The 17,997-nt window shown below is 62.3% G+C and carries 21 protein-coding genes; 8 read left to right on the top strand and 13 right to left on the bottom strand.

Annotation, left to right across the window (positions count from 1 at the left end; all coding sequences use genetic code 11):
- Window positions 1-62 precede the first annotated feature (62 nt).
- The 7 genes from CAG18_RS00185 to CAG18_RS00155 all read left to right on the top strand — a co-directional run bounded on the left by CAG18_RS00185 (window position 63) and on the right by CAG18_RS00155 (window position 5,568).
- Window positions 63-509 carry a PAS domain S-box protein gene (locus tag CAG18_RS00185; RefSeq protein ID WP_003257626.1) on the top strand — a complete coding sequence of 149 codons (447 nt, stop codon included), beginning with the start codon at window positions 63-65 and terminating at the stop codon, window positions 507-509.
- 102 nt (window positions 510-611) lie between these two features.
- Window positions 612-1,034 carry a nuclear transport factor 2 family protein gene (locus CAG18_RS00180; protein WP_015270038.1) on the top strand — a complete coding sequence of 141 codons (423 nt, stop codon included), beginning with the start codon at window positions 612-614 and terminating at the stop codon, window positions 1,032-1,034.
- Entirely contained in the window at window positions 1,031-1,783 is a 753-nt protein-coding gene (locus CAG18_RS00175; protein ID WP_013972160.1) for an SDR family oxidoreductase, read from the top strand. The genes CAG18_RS00180 and CAG18_RS00175 overlap by 4 nt, the downstream gene beginning before the upstream one ends.
- 6 nt (window positions 1,784-1,789) lie before the next feature.
- Window positions 1,790-3,037, top strand: a complete 1,248-nt coding sequence (locus CAG18_RS00170; protein WP_015270037.1) for an NAD(P)/FAD-dependent oxidoreductase — start codon at window positions 1,790-1,792, stop codon at window positions 3,035-3,037.
- Window positions 3,034-3,843 carry a DUF1365 domain-containing protein gene (locus CAG18_RS00165; RefSeq protein ID WP_085719671.1) on the top strand — a complete coding sequence of 270 codons (810 nt, stop codon included), beginning with the start codon at window positions 3,034-3,036 and terminating at the stop codon, window positions 3,841-3,843. The genes CAG18_RS00170 and CAG18_RS00165 overlap by 4 nt, the downstream gene beginning before the upstream one ends.
- Entirely contained in the window at window positions 3,818-5,080 is a 1,263-nt protein-coding gene (locus CAG18_RS00160) for a cyclopropane-fatty-acyl-phospholipid synthase family protein (RefSeq protein WP_015270035.1), read from the top strand. The genes CAG18_RS00165 and CAG18_RS00160 overlap by 26 nt, the downstream gene beginning before the upstream one ends.
- Window positions 5,080-5,568 carry a DUF2878 domain-containing protein gene (locus CAG18_RS00155; RefSeq protein WP_015270034.1) on the top strand — a complete coding sequence of 163 codons (489 nt, stop codon included), beginning with the start codon at window positions 5,080-5,082 and terminating at the stop codon, window positions 5,566-5,568. The genes CAG18_RS00160 and CAG18_RS00155 overlap by 1 nt, the downstream gene beginning before the upstream one ends.
- Here CAG18_RS00155 and CAG18_RS00150 read toward each other — a convergent pair.
- Genes CAG18_RS00150 through CAG18_RS00140 form a run of 3 tightly spaced genes read right to left on the bottom strand, consistent with a single transcriptional unit; the run spans window position 5,506 to window position 7,776 of the window.
- A complete protein-coding gene (locus CAG18_RS00150; protein ID WP_015270033.1) occupies window positions 5,506-5,688 on the bottom strand; it encodes a DUF2256 domain-containing protein in 183 nt (60 codons plus the stop codon). The genes CAG18_RS00155 and CAG18_RS00150 overlap by 63 nt on opposite strands.
- Complete coding sequence (locus tag CAG18_RS00145; protein ID WP_015270032.1) at window positions 5,685-7,211, bottom strand: cryptochrome/photolyase family protein; 1,527 nt, start codon at window positions 7,209-7,211, stop codon at window positions 5,685-5,687. The genes CAG18_RS00150 and CAG18_RS00145 overlap by 4 nt, the downstream gene beginning before the upstream one ends.
- 43 nt (window positions 7,212-7,254) lie before the next feature.
- On the bottom strand, window positions 7,255-7,776 hold the full coding sequence (locus CAG18_RS00140; RefSeq protein ID WP_085720410.1) for a chalcone isomerase family protein: 522 nt from the start codon (window positions 7,774-7,776) through the stop codon (window positions 7,255-7,257).
- A gap of 158 nt (window positions 7,777-7,934) precedes the next feature.
- On the opposite strand from CAG18_RS00140, the gene CAG18_RS00135 reads away from it, so the two are divergent.
- Complete coding sequence (locus tag CAG18_RS00135; protein ID WP_085719669.1) at window positions 7,935-8,705, top strand: SDR family NAD(P)-dependent oxidoreductase; 771 nt, start codon at window positions 7,935-7,937, stop codon at window positions 8,703-8,705.
- Window positions 8,706-8,731: 26 nt separating this feature from the next.
- On the opposite strand, the gene CAG18_RS00130 is transcribed toward CAG18_RS00135, so the two are convergent.
- The 10 genes from CAG18_RS00130 to pstC form a co-directional block, all read right to left on the bottom strand.
- Window positions 8,732-9,286 carry a helix-turn-helix domain-containing protein gene (locus tag CAG18_RS00130; RefSeq protein ID WP_054572893.1) on the bottom strand — a complete coding sequence of 185 codons (555 nt, stop codon included), beginning with the start codon at window positions 9,284-9,286 and terminating at the stop codon, window positions 8,732-8,734.
- A gap of 227 nt (window positions 9,287-9,513) precedes the next feature.
- Window positions 9,514-10,872, bottom strand: a complete 1,359-nt coding sequence (locus CAG18_RS00125; RefSeq protein ID WP_085719667.1) for an aspartate aminotransferase family protein — start codon at window positions 10,870-10,872, stop codon at window positions 9,514-9,516.
- 70 nt (window positions 10,873-10,942) lie between these two features.
- Window positions 10,943-11,716 carry a gamma-glutamyl-gamma-aminobutyrate hydrolase family protein gene (locus tag CAG18_RS00120; protein WP_061550787.1) on the bottom strand — a complete coding sequence of 258 codons (774 nt, stop codon included), beginning with the start codon at window positions 11,714-11,716 and terminating at the stop codon, window positions 10,943-10,945.
- 84 nt (window positions 11,717-11,800) lie between these two features.
- The gene (locus CAG18_RS00115; protein WP_085719665.1) at window positions 11,801-13,147 is read right to left on the bottom strand and encodes a glutamine synthetase family protein; all 1,347 of its coding nucleotides are present in this window, start codon (window positions 13,145-13,147) and stop codon (window positions 11,801-11,803) included.
- A 27-nt stretch (window positions 13,148-13,174) separates the two neighbouring features.
- On the bottom strand, window positions 13,175-13,729 hold the full coding sequence (locus CAG18_RS00110; RefSeq protein WP_015270026.1) for a helix-turn-helix domain-containing protein: 555 nt from the start codon (window positions 13,727-13,729) through the stop codon (window positions 13,175-13,177).
- 160 nt (window positions 13,730-13,889) lie between these two features.
- Window positions 13,890-14,489 (bottom strand): hypothetical protein, encoded by a 600-nt coding sequence (locus CAG18_RS00105; RefSeq protein WP_085719663.1) that lies wholly within the window; start codon window positions 14,487-14,489, stop codon window positions 13,890-13,892.
- Window positions 14,489-15,187 (bottom strand): hypothetical protein, encoded by a 699-nt coding sequence (locus CAG18_RS00100; protein WP_015270024.1) that lies wholly within the window; start codon window positions 15,185-15,187, stop codon window positions 14,489-14,491. The genes CAG18_RS00105 and CAG18_RS00100 overlap by 1 nt, the downstream gene beginning before the upstream one ends.
- 93 nt (window positions 15,188-15,280) lie before the next feature.
- The gene (pstB, locus tag CAG18_RS00095) at window positions 15,281-16,042 is read right to left on the bottom strand and encodes a phosphate ABC transporter ATP-binding protein PstB (RefSeq protein ID WP_031324478.1); all 762 of its coding nucleotides are present in this window, start codon (window positions 16,040-16,042) and stop codon (window positions 15,281-15,283) included.
- A gap of 75 nt (window positions 16,043-16,117) precedes the next feature.
- Window positions 16,118-17,011, bottom strand: a complete 894-nt coding sequence (gene pstA, locus CAG18_RS00090) for a phosphate ABC transporter permease PstA (RefSeq protein WP_085719661.1) — start codon at window positions 17,009-17,011, stop codon at window positions 16,118-16,120.
- Entirely contained in the window at window positions 17,011-17,976 is a 966-nt protein-coding gene (gene pstC, locus CAG18_RS00085; protein ID WP_085719659.1) for a phosphate ABC transporter permease subunit PstC, read from the bottom strand. Before pstC ends, pstA begins: the two co-directional genes overlap by 1 nt.
- Window positions 17,977-17,997: the final 21 nt, after the last annotated feature.

The following is a 17,997-nucleotide window of genomic DNA, read 5'->3' as shown; positions in this document are numbered from 1 at the left end:
AGGCCTTCTGCACGCAGGCCAGGCTGCGCACTTAGCATCCTAAATGCCTGTAGGTGGGCCCCATGATCAACGCGAAACTCATGCAACTGATGGTCGAGCATTCCAACGATGGCATCGTCGTCGCAGAGCAGGAGGGCGACGACAGCATCCTTATCTACGTCAACCCCGCCTTCGAGCGCCTGACCGGCTATCGCGCCGAGGACATCCTGTATCAGGACTGCCGTTTTCTGCAGGGCGACGATCATGACCAGGCCGGCCTTGCCAACATCCGCGAGGCGATCCGTGGAGGCCTGCCGTGCTGCCAGGTGCTGCGCAATTACCGCAAGGACGGGAGCCTGTTCTGGAACGAGTTGTCCGTCACGCCGGTGTACAACGAGGCGGACCAGTTGACGTACTACATCGGCATCCAGCGCGATGTCACAGCGCAGATTTTCGCTGAGGAGAAGCTACGCGAGCTGGAGGCCGAGGTGGCTGAATTGCGCCGACAACTGGGCCAGGCTGAGCGCTGAACAAAACCTATACAAGATCGTTGACTTGTATAGATTTACGCTTAGACTTCAGATATACCTGTACAACAAGCCATTTCTGTACAGGATTTCCTGGAGTCCAGCATGTCAGCGTATCTGCAGCAATTCGCCGAGCACTTCAGCAGACTCGACGGGGGCAACCTCGGCACCCTTGAAAAGCTGTACAGCGACGATGTCACTTTTCGCGATCCGTTGCATCAGATCCAGGGGCTGCGCGCTCTGCGAACCTATTTCGCGCAGTTGTACGCCAACGCTCATGACATTCGCTATGCCTTTTCCAGCATCGACGAAGTGATGCCCGGGCAAGGTTACCTGCGCTGGACCCTGCAGTTTCGCCACCCACGCCTGGCCCGCGGTCAGCAGATCAGCTTGCAAGGATGCAGTTACCTGCAATGGCATGACCGGGTCCATTTTCACCAGGACTATTTCGACGCAGCAGCCCTGCTCTACGAACATGTTCCGGTCATGGGCGGTGCGATTCGATGGCTCAAAGGCCGGATGGCATGAGCCGCTGCTGGCTGACAGGCGCAAGCAGCGGTATCGGTGCCGCACTTGCACAATGCCTGCTGGAGCAAGGCCACCAGGTTGCCTTGGGCGCACGACATGCAGATCGTCTCGCCCCGTTGGCTGAACGTTTTCCCGGGCAGGTGCTGCTGGCCATTGGCGACCTGGACGACCCCGTACAGGTCGCCGGGATCGCAACCCGTATCGAGCAGGCCTGGGGAGCGCTGGACAGGGTGATCCTCAATGCAGGCACCTGCGAGTACCTGGAGCCGGACCATTTCGACCCTGCCTTGGTCGAGCGCGTGGTCCGTACCAATTTCCTTGCTGTCAGCTACTGCCTGGCAGCGGCCCTGCCCTTGCTTCGCGCCGGTCAACGCCCTCATCTGGTGGTCATGGGCAGTTCGGTGACCTGGCTGGCCTTGCCCCGTGCCGGCGCCTATGGCGCGTCCAAGGCAGCCGTGCGTTATCTGGTGGAATCGCAGCGCATCGACCTGGCCCGCGAAGGCATCGCCGTCACCCTCGTCAACCCGGGCTTTGTCGACACGCCATTGACCCGTCGCAACGATTTCCCCATGCCGCAGCTGTGGTCGGCGCAGCGCGCAGCCAGCCATATTGCCAAACGCCTTCCCGAGCGCCCGCTGGAAATCAACTTTCCCCGGCTTTTCATCCTGGTATTGCGCCTGCTTGGCGCACTGCCCGCGCGCCTGCGCCTGGGGCTTGGGCAACGCCTTGCCCGTCATGAACAGGAATGATGATCCATGCGTATAGCAATCATCGGCAGCGGCATTGCAGGGTTAACCTGCGCTCATCTGCTGTCACGCAAGCATGAGGTGACGGTTTTCGAAGCCGAGAAATGGATCGGGGGCCACACGCATACCCTCGATGTGATCTGGCAGGGTGAACGCCATGCAATAGATACCGGCTTCATCGTCTTCAATGACTGGACCTACCCGCACTTCATCCGCTTGCTCGACCACCTGAAGGTCGCCTCACGGCCGACCGAAATGAGCTTCTCCGTGCATGATCCGGTCACTGGCCTGGAATACAACGGGCACGACCTGAATACCCTGTTCGCCCAACGCCGCAACCTGGTGTCCCCGGGGTTCTGGGGGATGCTACGGGATATTCTGCGTTTCAATCGTCAGGCGCTCGCCGACCTGGATAACCAGCGTATCGATGCCAACGCGACCCTGGGCGCCTACCTCCGGGCTCAGCGCTATGGACAGCGCTTCATCGACCATTACATCGTACCGATGGGGTCGGCGATCTGGTCGATGTCCCGCGCGGACATGCTCGCCTTCCCACTTGCGTTCTTTGTGCGGTTTTGTCGCAACCACGGCTTGTTGTCGGTCAACCAACGTCCACAGTGGCGCGTGATCGAAGGGGGTTCGCGCAGCTACGTCAGTCCGCTGTGCCGGCCGTTTGCCGGGCGCATCCGCCTCGACTGCAAGGTTTTCCGGGTCAGCCGCGACGAAGGTGGCGTCACCCTGACGAGCGCTGCCGGTACCGAGCGTTTCGACAATGTGGTGTTCGCCTGCCACAGCGACCAGGCCCTGGCTTTGCTCGAAGCGCCGAGCGTGCAGGAACGGGAAGTGCTCGGCGCCATCGGTTATGCCAGCAACGATGTGGTGCTGCACACCGATACCCGTCTGCTACCCCGCCGCAAGCGCGCCTGGGCCAGCTGGAACTACCGTCTCGGCGGGCCGCAGCAGGCGCCTGCCGCGCTGACCTACAACATGAACATTCTGCAAGGTATCCAGGCAGCGACGACCTTCTGCGTGAGCCTCAACCAGACCGCGCTGGTGGATCCGGCGCAGATCATTGCCCGCTTCCAGTACGACCATCCGCAATACAGCCTTGCGGCGTGCGCCGCGCAGGCGCGCCAGGCGCAGCTGCAGGGCCAGCGCCACAGTTACTTCTGCGGCGCCTACTGGGGCAACGGCTTTCACGAAGATGGCGTGGTCAGTGCGTTGAAGGTGGCCGCGCATTTCGGAGAGCACCTGTGAACAGCAGCCTTTGCGTGGGCTGGGTCAGCCACCGGCGCCTGGCGCCGCGCCCCCACGCCTTCCGCTACAGGATCGGCATGTTCTACCTGGACCTGGACGAGCAAGCCTTGCTGACAGGCCTGTCACGCTGGCTGTGGCGCTGGCGCCTGGCGCCGCTGAGCTGGAACCAGGCAGATTACCTGCCAGCCCAGACCCGCCGGGGCGAGACCCTGGCCCAGGCTGCACGCTTGCTGGTGCGCAGCGCGACGGGAGAAATGCCTGAGGGGCCGGTGCACCTGCTCACGCAGTTGCGTTGCTGGGGGCTGTCGTTCAACCCGGTCAGTTTCTATTTCTGCCATGACCGTGACGGACGGCTGACGGCAATCCTGCTGGAGGTGCGAAACACACCATGGCGTGAACGCTTCCATTACGTGCTGCCGGTGCGCGGAAACCTTGCCGGGCCCTTCACCGTCGCCAAGGCCTTCCATGTGTCGCCGTTCATGCCACTGCACATGGACTATCGCTTGCGCTTCGCCCTGGACGCTGAACATGTACGCATCCACATGGAGAACTGGCAAGCCGATAGCAAGGTGTTCGAGGCCGACCTGGCCTTGCAACGCCAGGCGCTGGATAGAGCCGCTGTGCACCGATACGTACTGGCCTTCCCATGGATGAGCCTGCGCACCGTCTCGGCCATTTACTGGCAGGCATTGCGCCTGCTGTTCAAACGCACACCCGTCCATGACCACACGGCCAGCCAGCGTAACCTGGCGCTCGGCCATTCCTGCGAGGACCCTGATGATGTCGAACCCCACCCTGAGCGTTAGCAAGTTCGCAGGCCTCGGGCCATTGTTCGGCGGGCTGGCACGAAATGCCGTGCTCGCCCGGCTGGGCAGGCTGCGCCATGGCCACCTGCGCCTGCTCAGCCACGGGCAGCAGTGGAGTTTCGGTGACGCCCACAGCCCGTTGCAGGCCGAGGTGGAGATCCTTGATGACATCACCTGGGGCCTGATAGCCGGCAATGGCTCGATCGGTGCTGGCGAAGCCTACATTCACGGCTATTGGCGCAGTCCCGACCTGGCGCTGGTGACTCGTCTGTTCGTCGCAAACCTTGAGGTACTTGACGCCCTCGAGGGGGGCCTGGCCCGCTTCGGCCGCCCTGCCCTGCGGTTGCAGCACAAACTCAACCGCAACAACAGGCGCGGTGCCCGCCGCAATATTCTGGCGCACTACGATCTGGGCAATGCCCTGTTCGAGCGGCTGCTCGACCCCACCATGATGTATTCGGCAGCTCAGTTCGAACACCCGGGGCAGACACTGGAGCAAGCACAGCTGCACAAGCTGGAGCGCATCTGCCAGAAGCTGGAGCTGAGCCCTGCCGACCACCTGCTGGAGATCGGCTGCGGGTGGGGCAGCCTGGCAATCCACGCCGCCACCCGATATGGCTGCAAGGTCACCACCACCACGCTTTCCGAGGCGCAGTACAGCCATACCCTGCAACGCGTTCAGGCCCTGGGGCTGGAGCAGCGCGTGAAAGTGCTTCGCGAAGACTACCGCGATCTTCAAGGCACCTTCGACAAACTGGTCTCGATCGAGATGATCGAGGCTGTCGGCCACCGTTACCTGCCGGTGTATTTCCGCCAGTGCGCCTCGCTACTCAAGCCCGACGGCCTGATGCTGTTGCAAGCGATCACCATACGCGACCAGCGCTATGAGCAGGCGCGGCGGTCGGTCGACTTCATCCAGCGCTACATCTTCCCCGGTGGCGCCCTGCCTTCGTTGAGCGTGATGCTGGAAACTGCCAGCCGGCACACCGCACTCAACCTCTTGCACATGGAAGATTTCGGCCAGGACTATGCCCACACATTGCGGCATTGGCGAGAAAACCTGCGCCAGGCACGCGCAGCGCTGACGGACCTGGGCTACGACGACATGTTCCAGCGCCTGTGGGAGTTCTACCTGTGTTACTGCCAAGGCGGTTTCGAGGAGCGCACCATCGGTGTCGCGCATCTGCTCTGGGCAGCGCCCCAGGCACGGCGCGCGCCCTTGCCTGGCAGTGCCTGATGAGCCGTGGCTGGCTGCTCGCCAATGCCTTGTGGCTACAGGCTGGCTGGTGGCTATGCATACTGGGGGCCGAAAAACCCTTCCTGTCGATGCTGGTGATTGCTGGCCTGGCCGTGCATCTGAGCCTGTGCCCGGCCGTCCACGCAGAGGTCAAGGCGCTGTTGCTGGTAACGCCGCTCGGGTGTGTGCTGGATAGCGTGCTGGGCGCGCTGGGCGTGTTCAGCTTCGACACCTGGCCATTGCCGCTGTGGCTTGCGCTGCTGTGGCTGGTACTGGCCAGCGGCATGCGCCACAGCCTGGCATGGGCCGACAGGCACTGGCAGCTCGGTGCACTGCTAGGTGCAGTTGGCGGCCCGCTGGCCTATATAGGCGGAGCGGGGCTGGCAAATGTCGACTTGCCCATGGGCGCACCGGTAACCGGCCTGTTACTGATGCCGATATGGGCCGTTACCCTCCCCCTGCTCGTGCGCCTTGCGGTGCGGTGCTGACCTGCGGCATCGTTCGGAGCAGTAGCGCACCTGCTCCCAGCAACGTGACCAGCGCTTGCGCCAGTTGAACGGCCGCCCACACACCACGCAGACCTTGCTGGGCAAAAGACCCTTTTTCATATCGGCTGCACCGCATCGAGTCGCGCCAAAAGTGACTGGCCACGCTGCCAGATGGCATCGCGACGGTCAGCCGACATGCCATCGAGGTTTCGATAGACCAGCGCCAGACGCGGGTTGGCCGAAAGCAGGTGGCGATGACGGATGAGAAAATGCCAGTACAGGGCATTGAACGGGCAGGCGTCCTCCTCGGCCACCTGGTCAACCCTGTAACTGCACGCCTTGCAATGATCGGACATGCGCTGGATGTAGCGACCGCTGGCGCAGTAAGGCTTGGAGCCCAGGTAGCCGCCGTCGGCGTACATCACCATACCAAGCGTATTGGGCAGTTCGACCCAGTCGAAGGCGTCCATGTAGACAGCCAGGTACCACTCACAGATTGCAGTAGGCGCGATACCGGCCAACAAGGCGAAGTTGCCGGTGACCATCAGGCGCTGGATATGGTGAGCGTAACCCAAGCGAAGGGTCTGCCCGATGGCCTGCTCCATGCAGCGCATGCGGGTGCGACCGGTCCAGTAGAATTCCGGCAACGCTCGCTCGTTACCCAGGTAATTGAGCGCGGCATACTCCGGCATGCGCAGCCAATAGATGCCGCGTACATACTCACGCCAGCCGATCAGCTGGCGGATGAAGCCCTCTGCTGCATTGAGCGGCACTCGCCCCTCGCGCCAGGCCTTGTCGACCCCGTCGCATAGAAAACGCACATCAAGAAGCCCGATGTTGAGTGCTGCACTGATGCGCGCATGGAACAGGTACGGCTCGCCCTCGGCCATCGCATCCTGGTAGTCACCGAAAGCCGCCAGGCCGAAATCCAGAAAGTGTTGCCAGAGCTGCTGTGCCTCGGCATGGGTCACCGGGTAGTCGAAACCGTCGATGGCTCCGTAGTGGTCGCTGAAGCGTTGCCGTACCAGAGCTATTACTGCAACTGTGATGTCGTCCTGTGCGAAATGTGCGGCGAAGGGGCCACGTAGCTGGCGAGGCAAGGCCTTGCGGTTGTCGCCATCGAGATTCCAGGTTCCACCTGCCGGGCTGCCGTCAGGCTCCAGCAGCAGGCCGGTGCGCTTGCGCATGCCACGGTAGAAGTGCTCCATGCGCAGTTGGCCGCGCTCCCGGGCCCAGCGCGCGAAAGCTTCGCGAGAGCATAGAAACCGCGTGTCGCGATGCCACACAAGCGGCAGTGCGGCATCGCGCAACGCCTGCTCCAGGCGCCACTCTCCGCACTCGGTCAGGTGAATATGCGTGGCTCCCAGGGCCTGCTGCCAGCGCCGCAACTCGCCAACGATGGTTCCGCTGTTGCCGTCATCATCGAGTTGCACATAATGCACCTGCCAACCGCGCTCGCGCAGTGCCAGTGCGAAGTGCCGCATGGCGCTGAAGATCAGGACGATCTTCAGCGGATGATGCGGCACGTACCTGGCTTCCCCTTCCACTTCCGCCATCAGCACAGCATCGCGGGCAGGATCGAGGGCGTTGAGGCTTGCCAGGTCGAAGGACAGCTGGTCACCCAGTACCAGACCCAGGCGCATCTTCAGGCTACCCCTGGCTGGTCAGCGTTACCGCTATGCAGATTCATGGCATGCCCCCCAGCAGACGCTGACGCAGTTGTTGATCCCTGGCCCGCGGATCGAGCCAGATGGCGAAGAACGCCCGTGCAAAAACGGGGTCGGCGACCGCCCGGCTGAGTTTGCCATCGACGTAGAAGCGGCAGCCCTGCCCCGGCATGTACAAGCCGGTGATGCGCATGCCTGGCCGTACATCCACAAACGCCTGCTGCATGGCCTGGGACCACGCCGCGCGCCGCTGCGGCGTCACGTTTTCAGGTGCCAGGCGGTACATTTCCTCGAGGCTGGCCTGTACCAGCGTGTCCCTGGACAGGCTTCGGTGATAGGCCAGCTCAAGGGCAAAAGGCCGGCTCCAGTCCTGGACCGGACCTGCCGCCCAGAGCTGTGCGGTGTAAAGGCGCAAGCCAAACCAGCTGAACTCACCGACGCCCAGCCGTTGCGCTGCCGGCAGCTCCGCTCGCCAGTCCGCCGCCTCCGACAGGGCAGTCAATAGCAGGCAAAGCCAGGCCCAACGAGTCGTGTGCCCCATACTGACCTCGAGCACGTGAAATACCTGTACAATATTAGAAACTATGTACAGTTTTTTATGAGGTTGTACAACTTTTACTTGCAGGTCTCAGGGCCTTGTTTCGACAGAGCCAGTGACAGTGGCATACCTGCGTCGGGGCCGGCAAAGGAGGCAGTTCAGTGAGCCTTATCAATGACCTTCATACCCCCGCCAACGTGCTGGTCTGCGGAGCCAGCCAGGGCATCGGCCTTGCACTGTGTACACAACTGCTGGCGCGCGACGACATCGGACGGGTGTTTGCCGTCTCGCGACATGCCACCAGTAGCCCTGCGCTGGATGCTTTGCTCGCCGAGCACCCACGACAGTTGGTTCGCATCGACTGCGACGCGTGTTCCGAAGTGGCACTGCAAACACTGGCGGCGCGGGTGGGCGCCTGCTGCAACCACTTGAACCTGGTATTTTGCACGCTTGGCGTGCTGCAAGCGCCACCCGCACGGGCCGAAAAAGCGCTGACACAGGTGGATATGGCGGGGCTGCTGGCCAGCTTCACGACCAACTGTTTCGCCCCTGTCCTGCTGCTCAGGCACTTGCTGCCCTTGTTGCGACAGCAACCGATGACCTATGTGGCGCTGTCGGCGCGGGTCGGGTCGATCAGCGACAATAATCTTGGCGGGTGGTACAGCTATCGCGCCAGCAAGGCGGCGCTCAACCAGCTTCTGCGTACCGCGAGCATCGAGCTCAAGCGACTGAACCCCGCTTCCACGGTACTGTTGCTGCATCCCGGGACCACCGACACCCGCCTTTCCCAACCCTTTCAGGGCAATGTGGCGCCAGGAAAACTGTTCTCGCCGGCGTTTGCAGCGACATGCATTCTAGCGCTGGTGAGCCGACACGGCCCGGAACAGAGCGGTACATTCTGGGCGTGGGACGGGACACCGAATGCCTGGTGACTCCAGAGCCAGCCTGGATTCCCCTCTCAGCTGAATACCCAGAGCACGCGGGTGAGCTTGTCTGTCAGGTTGGCGTAACGAAAGCTCGCGTGGGGTTGCAGCTGAAAACTGTCATTGGCGCGCAGCGTTACCGGCTCGCCGCCATCCAGCCAGACGGTCAGTTCGCCTTCGAGCACGAAGCAGCCCTGCTCCGAGCTGTCGTCCAGGTACTCCTCGCCACTGCTGGCCCCCGGCTCCAGGTGGCTGTCGAGCATGGAGAACGCGCCCGTTATCGTGGGGGATGCCAGCACATCGGTGATGCCACCGGCCAGGTGAAGGGTACGACGCTCGTGAGGGCGGGTGACCCACTCGAGTTCGCGGGGCTGGTCCAGTTTGTAGAAATAGGCCGTGGAAACGCCGAGCTCTTCGCTGATAGCCGTGAGGTCGGCCACGGTTGGGCGGGATACGCCCCGTTCGACCTGGGACAGAAAGCCCACCGAACGGCCGATGCGCTGGGCCAGTTCGCCCAGTGTCAGGCCCTTGAACTTGCGCAGGTCGCGAATCAGTACGGCCAGGCCTTCGATCTCTTCGTGCACTTTCATGGTTGAATCGCGACTTTCGGATGGGAAAATTGATGCCCTGAAAAGTACATGATTCATTTCACAAAGCAAGATTCTTCAAGGAATTGCGGGAACCGGCAGTGTAATTCGGGGCCGCCTTGCGGCCCATCGCCGGCAAGCCAGCTCCCACAGGTACTGCGCAGCACTTGAAGTCGATGCGGTCGAGGTGGGAGCTGGCTTGCCGGCGATGGGCTGCACAGCAGCCCCCCTTACCGAACAGCCTCGTACGTCAAGTCCAGGCACTTGCGGGCCTTCTCCACCAGTTCGTCGATCTCCTCGATGCTGATAACCAGCGGCGGCGCGATGATCATGGTGTCGCCCACGGCACGCATGATCAGGCCGTTGTCGAAGCAGTGCTGGCGACAGATCATGCCGACACCTTTGCCTTCATAGCGCGCGCGGGTGGCCTTGTCCTTCACCAGCTCGATCGCACCGAGCATGCCCAGGCCGCGTACCTCGCCTACCAGCGGGTGGTCCGCCAGCTCGCGCAGGCGTTGTTGCAGGTAAGGCGCGGTCTTGTCGTGCACCTGCTCGATGATCTTTTCGTCACGCAGGATCCGCAGGTTCTCAAGGCCGACCGCAGCCGCCACCGGGTGGCCGGAATAGGTGAAGCCGTGATTGAAGTCGCCGCCTTCGCTGATGACTTTGGCCACTTCATCTCGCACGATCACGCCGCCCATGGGGATATAGCCGGAGGTAAGGCCCTTGGCGATGGTCATCAGGTCGGGCTTGAGGTCGTAGTAGTCGCTACCGAACCACTCGCCTGTACGGCCGAAGCCGCAGATCACTTCGTCAGCGACGAAGAGGATGTCGTACCTGGCCAGGATCTCCTTCACCTTCGGCCAGTAGGTCTGCGGTGGAATGATCACCCCGCCAGCGCCCTGGATCGGTTCGGCGATGAAGGCGGCAACGTTGTCCACGCCAACTTCGAGGATCTTTTTCTCCAGCTGTTCGGCCGCCCACACGCCGAAGTCGGCCTCGGTCATGTCGCCGCCTTCGCCATACCAGTATGGCTGCGGGATATGTACGATATCCGGGATTTGCCCGCCCTGCTGGTGCATGCCGCTCATGCCGCCCAGGCCCGCGCCGGCCACGGTGGAGCCGTGGTAACCGTTGATGCGGCCGATGATGACCTTCTTGTTCTTCTGGCCCTTGAGCGCCCAGTAATGGCGGACCATGCGCAGCACGGTGTCGTTGCCTTCGGAGCCAGAGCCGGTGAAGAACACGTGAGTCATGCCTTGCGGGGCCACATCGGCGATCGCCTTGGCCAGTTCCAGCGCGGGCGGGTGCGCGGTCTGGAAGAACAGGTTGTAGTACGGCAGCTGCTTCATCTGCTGGCTGGCGACGTCGGCCAGCTCATCGCGCCCATAGCCCACCGCCACGCACCACAGGCCCGCCATGCCATCGAGAATCTTGTGGCCCTCGCTGTCCCAGAGGTACACACCTTTGGCCGAGGTGATGATGCGCGGGCCTTTCTCGGCCAGCTGCCGAACATCGCTGAACGGGGCCAGGTGGTGGTCGCGGCTCATGGCTTGCCAGGCAAGGGTCTGCGAATTCTGCTCACTCATTGACTTCACTCCATCAAGTTGCGCAGCCGTGCTGCGCAGGTACTTTTTTTGTAATTGGGAAAGATCGCTGTCAGGCGGTCTTCAACAGCATCTGGCGCAGTACCGAGCGATGCCGGCAGGCCTTGCCAAAGGACTGGAAGATGGTCAGGTAATGCGGGTTGTCCATGACCTGGTACTCGGGGTGCCATTGCACGGCCAGGGCAAAGCCTTTGCTGTTCTCGACCGAAACAGCTTCCACCAGGCCATCGGGCGCCAGCGCCTCCACCCTCAGCCCGGGGGCCAGTACATCGATGCCCTGGCCGTGGATGGAATTGACATCGATAACCGCCGGCAAACCCATGCGGTCGAGCATGCCGCCGGGCTCTATATGCAGGGCGTGACGCGGGCCGTATTGCTTTTCGATGGGCTCACCCTTGCTTTCGCGGTGGTCCATGAACATGCCGGTCTCATGCACTTTCTGGTGCAAGGTGCCACCCAGCGCCACGTTCATTTCCTGGAAACCACGGCAGATGCCCAGCACCGGCACTCCGGCGGCGATGGCCGCACGCATCAGTGGCAGTGTGGTGGCATCACGCAGCGGATCGTGATGGGTGCCCGCTGCACTGGCCGGGCCGTTGTAGTGCAACGGTTCGATGTTGGACGGCGAACCGGTGAAGATCAGCCCATCCACCACGTCGAGAATATCGGCGCTGTCCATCAGGTCTGCGAGGCTGGGTATCACGATGGGCAGCCCACACGCTGCCTTGGCCGCCGCGCGCGCGTACTTCTCGCTGATGGTCTGGGTTGCATGCAGCTCGATCATGCTGGTGCATGCGGTAATGCCGATAACGGGCACACGTGGCATATCTTCCTCCGGCAAATCCATATTGCGCGTTGTATTGAAACGGTAGAAAGGCAGGGTGCAGCGGCGCTGTCCCGACCCCGGCACCTACAGGAACCAGCGGTATTCGCGGGCATCGATGTGGCGCATGAAATCCAGTTGCTCCTGGTATTTGTTTTCGCAGTAGACCATCACGAATTCACTGCCAAGGCCCGCGTTGACCTCCGGGTGGTGACGCATGGCGGCCAGGGCACTGAAGGCATCCTTGGGGAACTCGATGCCGCTCTGGCGGTTGTCGTTCAGCGGGGCGATGGGCTCGACGCCACGTTCCAGGCCATGCTCCATCCCGGTCAGGATGGCCGCCAGCACCAGGTACGGGTTGGCATCGGCCCCAGCGAGGCGGTGTTCGATGCGCAGGTTGCGGGGGTCGGACTCGGGGATGCGAATACATGCATCGCGATCTTCGAAACCCCAGCTGGCCTTGCTCGCCGCGTTGACCATGGCACCGTAACGGCGGTAGGCATTGTGGTTCGGGGCGAAGATCGGCATGCAGTGCGGCAGCAACTCCAGGCACCCTGCCACCGCATGGCGCAGCTTGCGCTGGTCATCGCCGGCGAGGATGTTGTTGCCGGCGTTGTCGTACAGGCTGACGTGCACATGCATGCCGCTGCCCGGCGCATCCAGGTACGGCTTGCTCATGAAGCTGGCTCGGTAGCCGTGCTTCATCGCGATCCCGCGGGTACTGCGGCCGAACAGCGCCGACCAGTCCGCCGCGCTCATGGCATCGTCGCTGTGCGAGAAGTTGATCTCGAACTGGCCTGGGCCCAGCTCCGCGGTGATGACGTTCGCCGGCACGCCTTGCTCGTTGGCACCATCGACCATTTCGTGCAGCACCGGTGCAAAGCGCGACAGCCGCTCGATGTGCATGTTCGGCTGGTCGTCGTGGTCGTCGGTCGCCTTGTCGCGTGGGTACTGTGGCAGGCCGTTATCGAGCTTGCGGTCGAACAGGTAGAACTCCAGCTCGAAGGCCACCACCGGGCGAATGCCGCGCCTGGCCAGGCGCTGGATCACCCGGGCCAACACTTCACGGGGCTCGAACTCGATGGGATTGGCGGTGCCGTCGGAGGTTATGAGCATCTGCGCGATCGGTTCCTTTTCCCAGCGCACCGGCCTGAGGGTACCCGGCACCAGTCGGCGGGCGGCATCCGGGTCACCGTCGGCGAAGCAGTAGTCACCGATCGGGTAGAGGCCACCCTGGGTGCCCAGCAGCACACAGTTCTGCGGCAACTTCAGCGGCGCGCCGGCTGCGACTTTTTCCAGCATGTCCATGGGGTAGCGCTTGCCGTAAAAGTGCCCGGGGATATCCAGCGCAATCAGGTCGACATAACGTATTTCTGGGTGTTTCGCTCGGAACGAGCGCACTTCAGTCAGCAGATCCGGAAAGACGACACTCATCTTCTTGTCCTTGTGAGGTGAACGAATTCAGTTGAAGACCCAGAGCACGCGAGTGGCTTTTTCCGTCAGGTTGGCGTAACGGAACTGCGCGTGGGGGTGCAGCTGGAAGCAGTCGTTGGCCTGCAGGGTCACGGCGTCGCCGTGGTCCAGCCAGACCGTGAGTTCGCCTTCGAGCACGAAACAGCCTTGCTCGGAACGGTCGGTCAGGTACAGCTCGCCACTGCTGGCGCCTGGCTCGAGATGGCTGTCGAGCATGGAGAACGCGCCGCCGATGGTGGGCGAAGCCAGCACATCGGTGATGCCCGACTCGAGGTACAGCGTGCGCCGCTCGTGGGGGCGCGTGACCCAGCTGACGCTGCGGGGCTTGCTCAGGTTGTAGAAGTACGCGGTGGATACGCCGAGCGCTTCACTGATGGCGGTGAGATCGGCCACGGTAGGGCGCGAAACACCGCGCTCGACCTGGGACAGGAAGCCCACCGAGCGGTTGATGCGCTCGGCCAGTTCGCCCAGGGTCAGGTTCTTGAATTTGCGCAGGTCGTGAATAAGGATCGCGAGGGCTTCAACCTCTTCGTGCATCTTCATCGTTTGAGACTGCCGTGAAATTTTTAGAGTTATTTTTCATGAAAAATTACATGAAAAATTTCACGAGTCAAGCCGAAGCTGAAAATGGGAAACCGCGAAGGGAGGTGTGGGGGGGCAACAAGTAGCGAAGAGGCGTAACGAGAAAAGTACCTTGAAGCCCTCAGGAAGCGAGGGCCTGCGAACGCTGCCGTACCGGCATTTCATAGCGGTGCGGTTGCTGCCAGGCCAGCTGTGCCTGCACATCGACCGCCGCATCCATCACTTTCTGCGCCCAGTTCTCATCCTTGGGGCACACCACCACCACGCGAAAACCGTGGTCGACGCCTTCCAGCCGCACGCCCTCGGAATCATCGACATGCAGGTCGATATCGAAGGCCGACGGCAACTTGGAAGGCGCATTCTCAAGCCCGTTCACGGCCAGGATATGCTGGTGCCGGTCACTGTTGACCACGCCATCGACCCGGATACCGTAGAGCATCAACCAACGGCGGATGTAGGACGGCGTGCGCCCCGACGAGGTGTAGATCCAGATGCTGCAGCCCTGGCGGCGCAGGTCGCGGATCAGTGAGCGCGTGCCACTGCGCAGGGGTTCACCCAACCAGCGGTGGATGAACGCCGGCAGCTTGCTGTCCTCGGCGGCGGCATGGTCGGCCTGGCAGGCGAGCGTGTCGTCGATATCGAACGAAATGCGTATCTGCGGGCGGTTGAACGTGCGCTCGATGGCTTGCCGCCCGCGTTGGAACAGAGAAGAGCTTTGCATCAGCGGCACCTCTCGCGCGCAGGCATGGATGTGACGCCCAGGAAGAACTTGCCGGGCTCAGGCGCGTGCGCTTCAAGGAAAGCTGCATACTTTTTCTTGATCTTGGGTAGTTCGTACAAAGCCTTGACACCATGCTTGGCAGAGTTGCGTATGACCGAGGATGGGTTGAAGTAACCCTCGGCATTGTCCAGCGACAACACGAATGGCGGTAACCCCGCGCGCATCAGCAGGTAGCTGACAATGAGCGACCCTGTGCGGTTGTTGCCTTCGATGAACAGCTGCGGCTTGCTGAGAATTCGAACGTAGACACCCGCCGCGCGCTTCCAGATCGAATCGCTGCCATACGAGCAATACCAGTTGTAGAGGTCCTTGATGCCGCCCTCCACGTTGTTGAAAAAGTGCGCCTCGGTCGCCGCCAGGTGCGGGGCAAACTCCAGCCTGCGTGCCGGGTCGCTGCCGCACAGCACGGTGGCATTGATCTCCAGCATCAGGTTCAGTTGCTGAAGGTCGAAAAGGTCGACACCCCGGGCGACATAGTCGTCAATCAGGGCATAGCCTTCAACCACATTCAGCAGCACCTCGTCGGTAAACGGATCGCGCGGTTCGGTGAAATGCTGGCTGAGTTCGGCAAAGCGGGCCTGCACCTCACGCAGTGCGCGCTCTACCGCTGGCAGATCAAGACGACGCGTCGCTGGCATTGGAAATCCCTGGTAACACTTGACGGAAGGTAATGCGGCCGGGTGTTGCAGCCTTCCTGACTGCAACACCCGGCCACCTTGGCACGTACGGCCTCAGCTGAACTTGCCGCTGATGTAGTCGGCGGTCAGCTGCTCACGCGGGTTCTGGAAAATCTGCGTGGTCGGGCCCATCTCGACCAGGTAACCGGTACGGGTGCCCTTGGAGATATCGACCGAGAAGAACGCGGTGGTGTCGGCCACACGAATCGCCTGCTGCATGTTGTGGGTCACCAGGGCGATGGTGTAGTCCTTCTTCAACTCGACCATCAGCTCCTCCACCCGGCGGGTGGCAATCGGGTCGAGTGCCGAGCAGGGTTCGTCCAGCAGCAGCACTTCCGGCTCGGTGGCGATGGCGCGGGCGATGCACAGACGCTGTTGCTGGCCACCGGAAAGTGCCAGGCCGCTGACCTTGAGCTTGTCCTTCACCTCGTCCCACAGCGCGGCGCCCTGCAGCGCGTGCTTGACGCGGTCACCAATATCGCCCTTGTAGCGGTTCAGGCGCAGGCCGAAGGCGACGTTGTCGAAGATGCTCATCGAGAACGGGTTGGGCTGCTGGAACACCATGCCGATGTAGCGGCGCACCACCACAGGGTCGACGCCCTTGCCGTAGACGTCCTGGCCCAGGAAGTGCACATGGCCTTCGAAACGGAAGCCCTTCACCAGGTCATTCATGCGGTTGAGGCTACGCAGCACGGTACTCTTGCCGCAGCCAGACGGCCCGATGAAACCGGTGATCTCGTTCTTGCGGATCGGCACATGGCTGTCGCGAACGGCCATGAAATTGCCGTAGAAGATCTTGTCCAGCTTGCAGTCCATGACAATGGGGGCTTCGCTGACCACGGGAGCGGCTTTTGGCGCAGTGGATACGTTCAAGGTCGGATGCTCCCTTTCTCAATACTTGGGCTTGCCGAATACTCGGCTCAGAATGTTGATTACCAGCACGATCATCACCAGTACCAGCGAGGCCGCCCAGGCGAGCTCGAGCTGGTTGTCGAATGGCATGCCGGAGAAGTTGTAGATCAGTACGGCCAGCGAGGCCGTCGGGTTCATGACCGCCAGGTCGCCGTCATGCAGGATCCAGTAGTTGCTGAACAGCGCGGTGAACAGCAGCGGCGCGGTCTCGCCGGCGGCACGGGCCACGGCCAGCATGACGCCGGTCAGGATGGCCGGCAGGCCGGTGGGCAGGACGATTTTCCAGATCACCTGGGCACGGGTGCAGCCCATGCCGTAGGCGGCATCCTTCATGATCTTGGGCACCATCTTCATCGACTCTTCAGCGGTCAGCACGACGATGGGCAGCATCAGTACCGCCAGGGCCACACCACCTGCCGGCGCGGAGTAGGTGCCGGTGGTCATCACCACCAGGGCATAGGCGAATACGCCAGCCAGGATCGACGGCAGGCCGGTGAGCATCTTGGCGGCAAAGCGCGCGGTGTTGGCCAGCTTGCTGTCCGGGCCGAGTTCGGCCAGGAACACCGCGGCCAGGATACCGACCGGGACGGCGATGGCAGCAGCAATGCCGACCATGACGAAAGTACCGGCCATGGCGTTGCCAAAGCCCCCGCCCATCTCGAAACCGGTGGGTGGCAGCTCGGTGAACACCTCCAGGTTGAGGCGTGCGCCACCGCGAGTGATCAGCATGTACAGCACGGAGATCAGCGGCACGCTGGCAACCAGTGCCGCGAACCATGCCAGCGTGGTCAACACCAGGCTGCGCAGGGAACGGCCTTCCAGCTTGCGCTGCAGGCTGGGCAACGCGTTTGCAGGGGTGGTGAGGTTGGTCATCATTTGTTACCCCGCTGGGCGTAGAGCATGATCATCGAGCCGAGCACGTTCACCAGCAGGGTGATGAACATCAGCACCAGTGCGGCGTACATCAGTACCTCGACCTCGTTCGGGCCGGCCTCCGGGAAGTTCAGGGCCAGCAAGGCCGCCAGCGTGTTGGCCGGGGCGAACAAGGACAGGGAAATGTTGTTGGCATTGCCCACCAGCATGGCCAGCGCCATGGTTTCACCCAGCGCACGGCCCAGGCCGAGCACCAGCGAACCGAAGATGCCGGTGGCTGCCGATGGCACCATTACCTTGAGAATGGCCTCCCAGTGGGTGGCGCCCAGGCCGTAGGCGGCCTGCTTGGTCTTCATTGGCACGCTGGTCAGGGCGTCCTGCGAAACGGCGGCGATGGTCGGCAGAATCATGATCGCCAGCACCAGCGCGGCAGGCAGCAGCCCTGGGCCGCTCAGGGAAGTACCAAAAAAGGGAATCCAGCCCAGCTCGCTGTTCAGCCAGGTGGTCAGCGGGCGAATGGCCGGGATGACCACATAGATCCCCCACAGGCCGTAGACGACGCTGGGGATGGCAGCGAGCAGCTCGACGATGGTGCGGAACACCGCCGCCAGCCGGGCCGGGAGGAAGTCCTGGGTCAGGAAGATGGCCATGCTGACGCCGAAGAAACCGGCGATCAACAGGGCGATAAGGGCGCTGTAGAGCGTGCCCCAGATCGCTGGCAGAATACCGTACTTGCCTTGGTTGACGTCCCAGACATTGCCGAACAGCACGTCAAAGCCGTGCTTCTCGATGCCTGGCAGTGCCTTGCGGCCCACTTCGTAGACCAGCGCGAAGACCAGCGCCAGCACCAGCACCACACCGATGCGTGCAAGCGCACGGAAGGTGCGATCAACCAGGAAGTCTTTCGCAGACGGTGGCTGGCACGCGGAGTCGGGGTTAGCCGGGATGGCAAAAGGAGTGTTCATTGGCAAGTTCCGGGACAGAGG

Origin of the sequence: Pseudomonas sp. B22(2017), from assembly GCF_002113105.1 — a bacterium.
GTDB classification, from domain to species: Bacteria; Pseudomonadota; Gammaproteobacteria; order Pseudomonadales; family Pseudomonadaceae; genus Aquipseudomonas; species Aquipseudomonas asiatica.
Note: the sequence above shows the minus strand (reverse complement) of the source record. Positions and strands in the feature narration are given on the sequence as shown.

Coding starts and splice junctions, on each gene's coding strand:
- CAG18_RS00125 (WP_085719667.1), bottom strand. CDS start 10,872: ATGAGTGAGCAGAATTCGCAGACCCTTGCCTGGCAAGCCATGAGCCGC.
- CAG18_RS00145 (WP_015270032.1), bottom strand. CDS start 7,211: ATGCGCCTGGGTCTGGTACTGGGTGACCAGCTGTCCTTCGACCTGGCA.
- CAG18_RS00160 (WP_015270035.1), top strand. CDS start 3,818: ATGTCGAACCCCACCCTGAGCGTTAGCAAGTTCGCAGGCCTCGGGCCA.
- CAG18_RS00105 (WP_085719663.1), bottom strand. CDS start 14,489: ATGCAAAGCTCTTCTCTGTTCCAACGCGGGCGGCAAGCCATCGAGCGC.
- pstB (WP_031324478.1), bottom strand. CDS start 16,042: ATGGACTGCAAGCTGGACAAGATCTTCTACGGCAATTTCATGGCCGTT.
- CAG18_RS00175 (WP_013972160.1), top strand. CDS start 1,031: ATGAGCCGCTGCTGGCTGACAGGCGCAAGCAGCGGTATCGGTGCCGCA.
- CAG18_RS00150 (WP_015270033.1), bottom strand. CDS start 5,688: ATGAAAAAGGGTCTTTTGCCCAGCAAGGTCTGCGTGGTGTGTGGGCGG.
- CAG18_RS00185 (WP_003257626.1), top strand. CDS start 63: ATGATCAACGCGAAACTCATGCAACTGATGGTCGAGCATTCCAACGAT.
- CAG18_RS00110 (WP_015270026.1), bottom strand. CDS start 13,729: ATGAAGATGCACGAAGAGGTTGAAGCCCTCGCGATCCTTATTCACGAC.
- pstC (WP_085719659.1), bottom strand. CDS start 17,976: ATGAACACTCCTTTTGCCATCCCGGCTAACCCCGACTCCGCGTGCCAG.
- CAG18_RS00130 (WP_054572893.1), bottom strand. CDS start 9,286: ATGAAAGTGCACGAAGAGATCGAAGGCCTGGCCGTACTGATTCGCGAC.
- CAG18_RS00155 (WP_015270034.1), top strand. CDS start 5,080: ATGAGCCGTGGCTGGCTGCTCGCCAATGCCTTGTGGCTACAGGCTGGC.
- CAG18_RS00140 (WP_085720410.1), bottom strand. CDS start 7,776: ATGGGGCACACGACTCGTTGGGCCTGGCTTTGCCTGCTATTGACTGCC.
- pstA (WP_085719661.1), bottom strand. CDS start 17,011: ATGACCAACCTCACCACCCCTGCAAACGCGTTGCCCAGCCTGCAGCGC.
- CAG18_RS00120 (WP_061550787.1), bottom strand. CDS start 11,716: ATGCCACGTGTGCCCGTTATCGGCATTACCGCATGCACCAGCATGATC.
- CAG18_RS00115 (WP_085719665.1), bottom strand. CDS start 13,147: ATGAGTGTCGTCTTTCCGGATCTGCTGACTGAAGTGCGCTCGTTCCGA.
- CAG18_RS00170 (WP_015270037.1), top strand. CDS start 1,790: ATGCGTATAGCAATCATCGGCAGCGGCATTGCAGGGTTAACCTGCGCT.
- CAG18_RS00180 (WP_015270038.1), top strand. CDS start 612: ATGTCAGCGTATCTGCAGCAATTCGCCGAGCACTTCAGCAGACTCGAC.
- CAG18_RS00100 (WP_015270024.1), bottom strand. CDS start 15,187: ATGCCAGCGACGCGTCGTCTTGATCTGCCAGCGGTAGAGCGCGCACTG.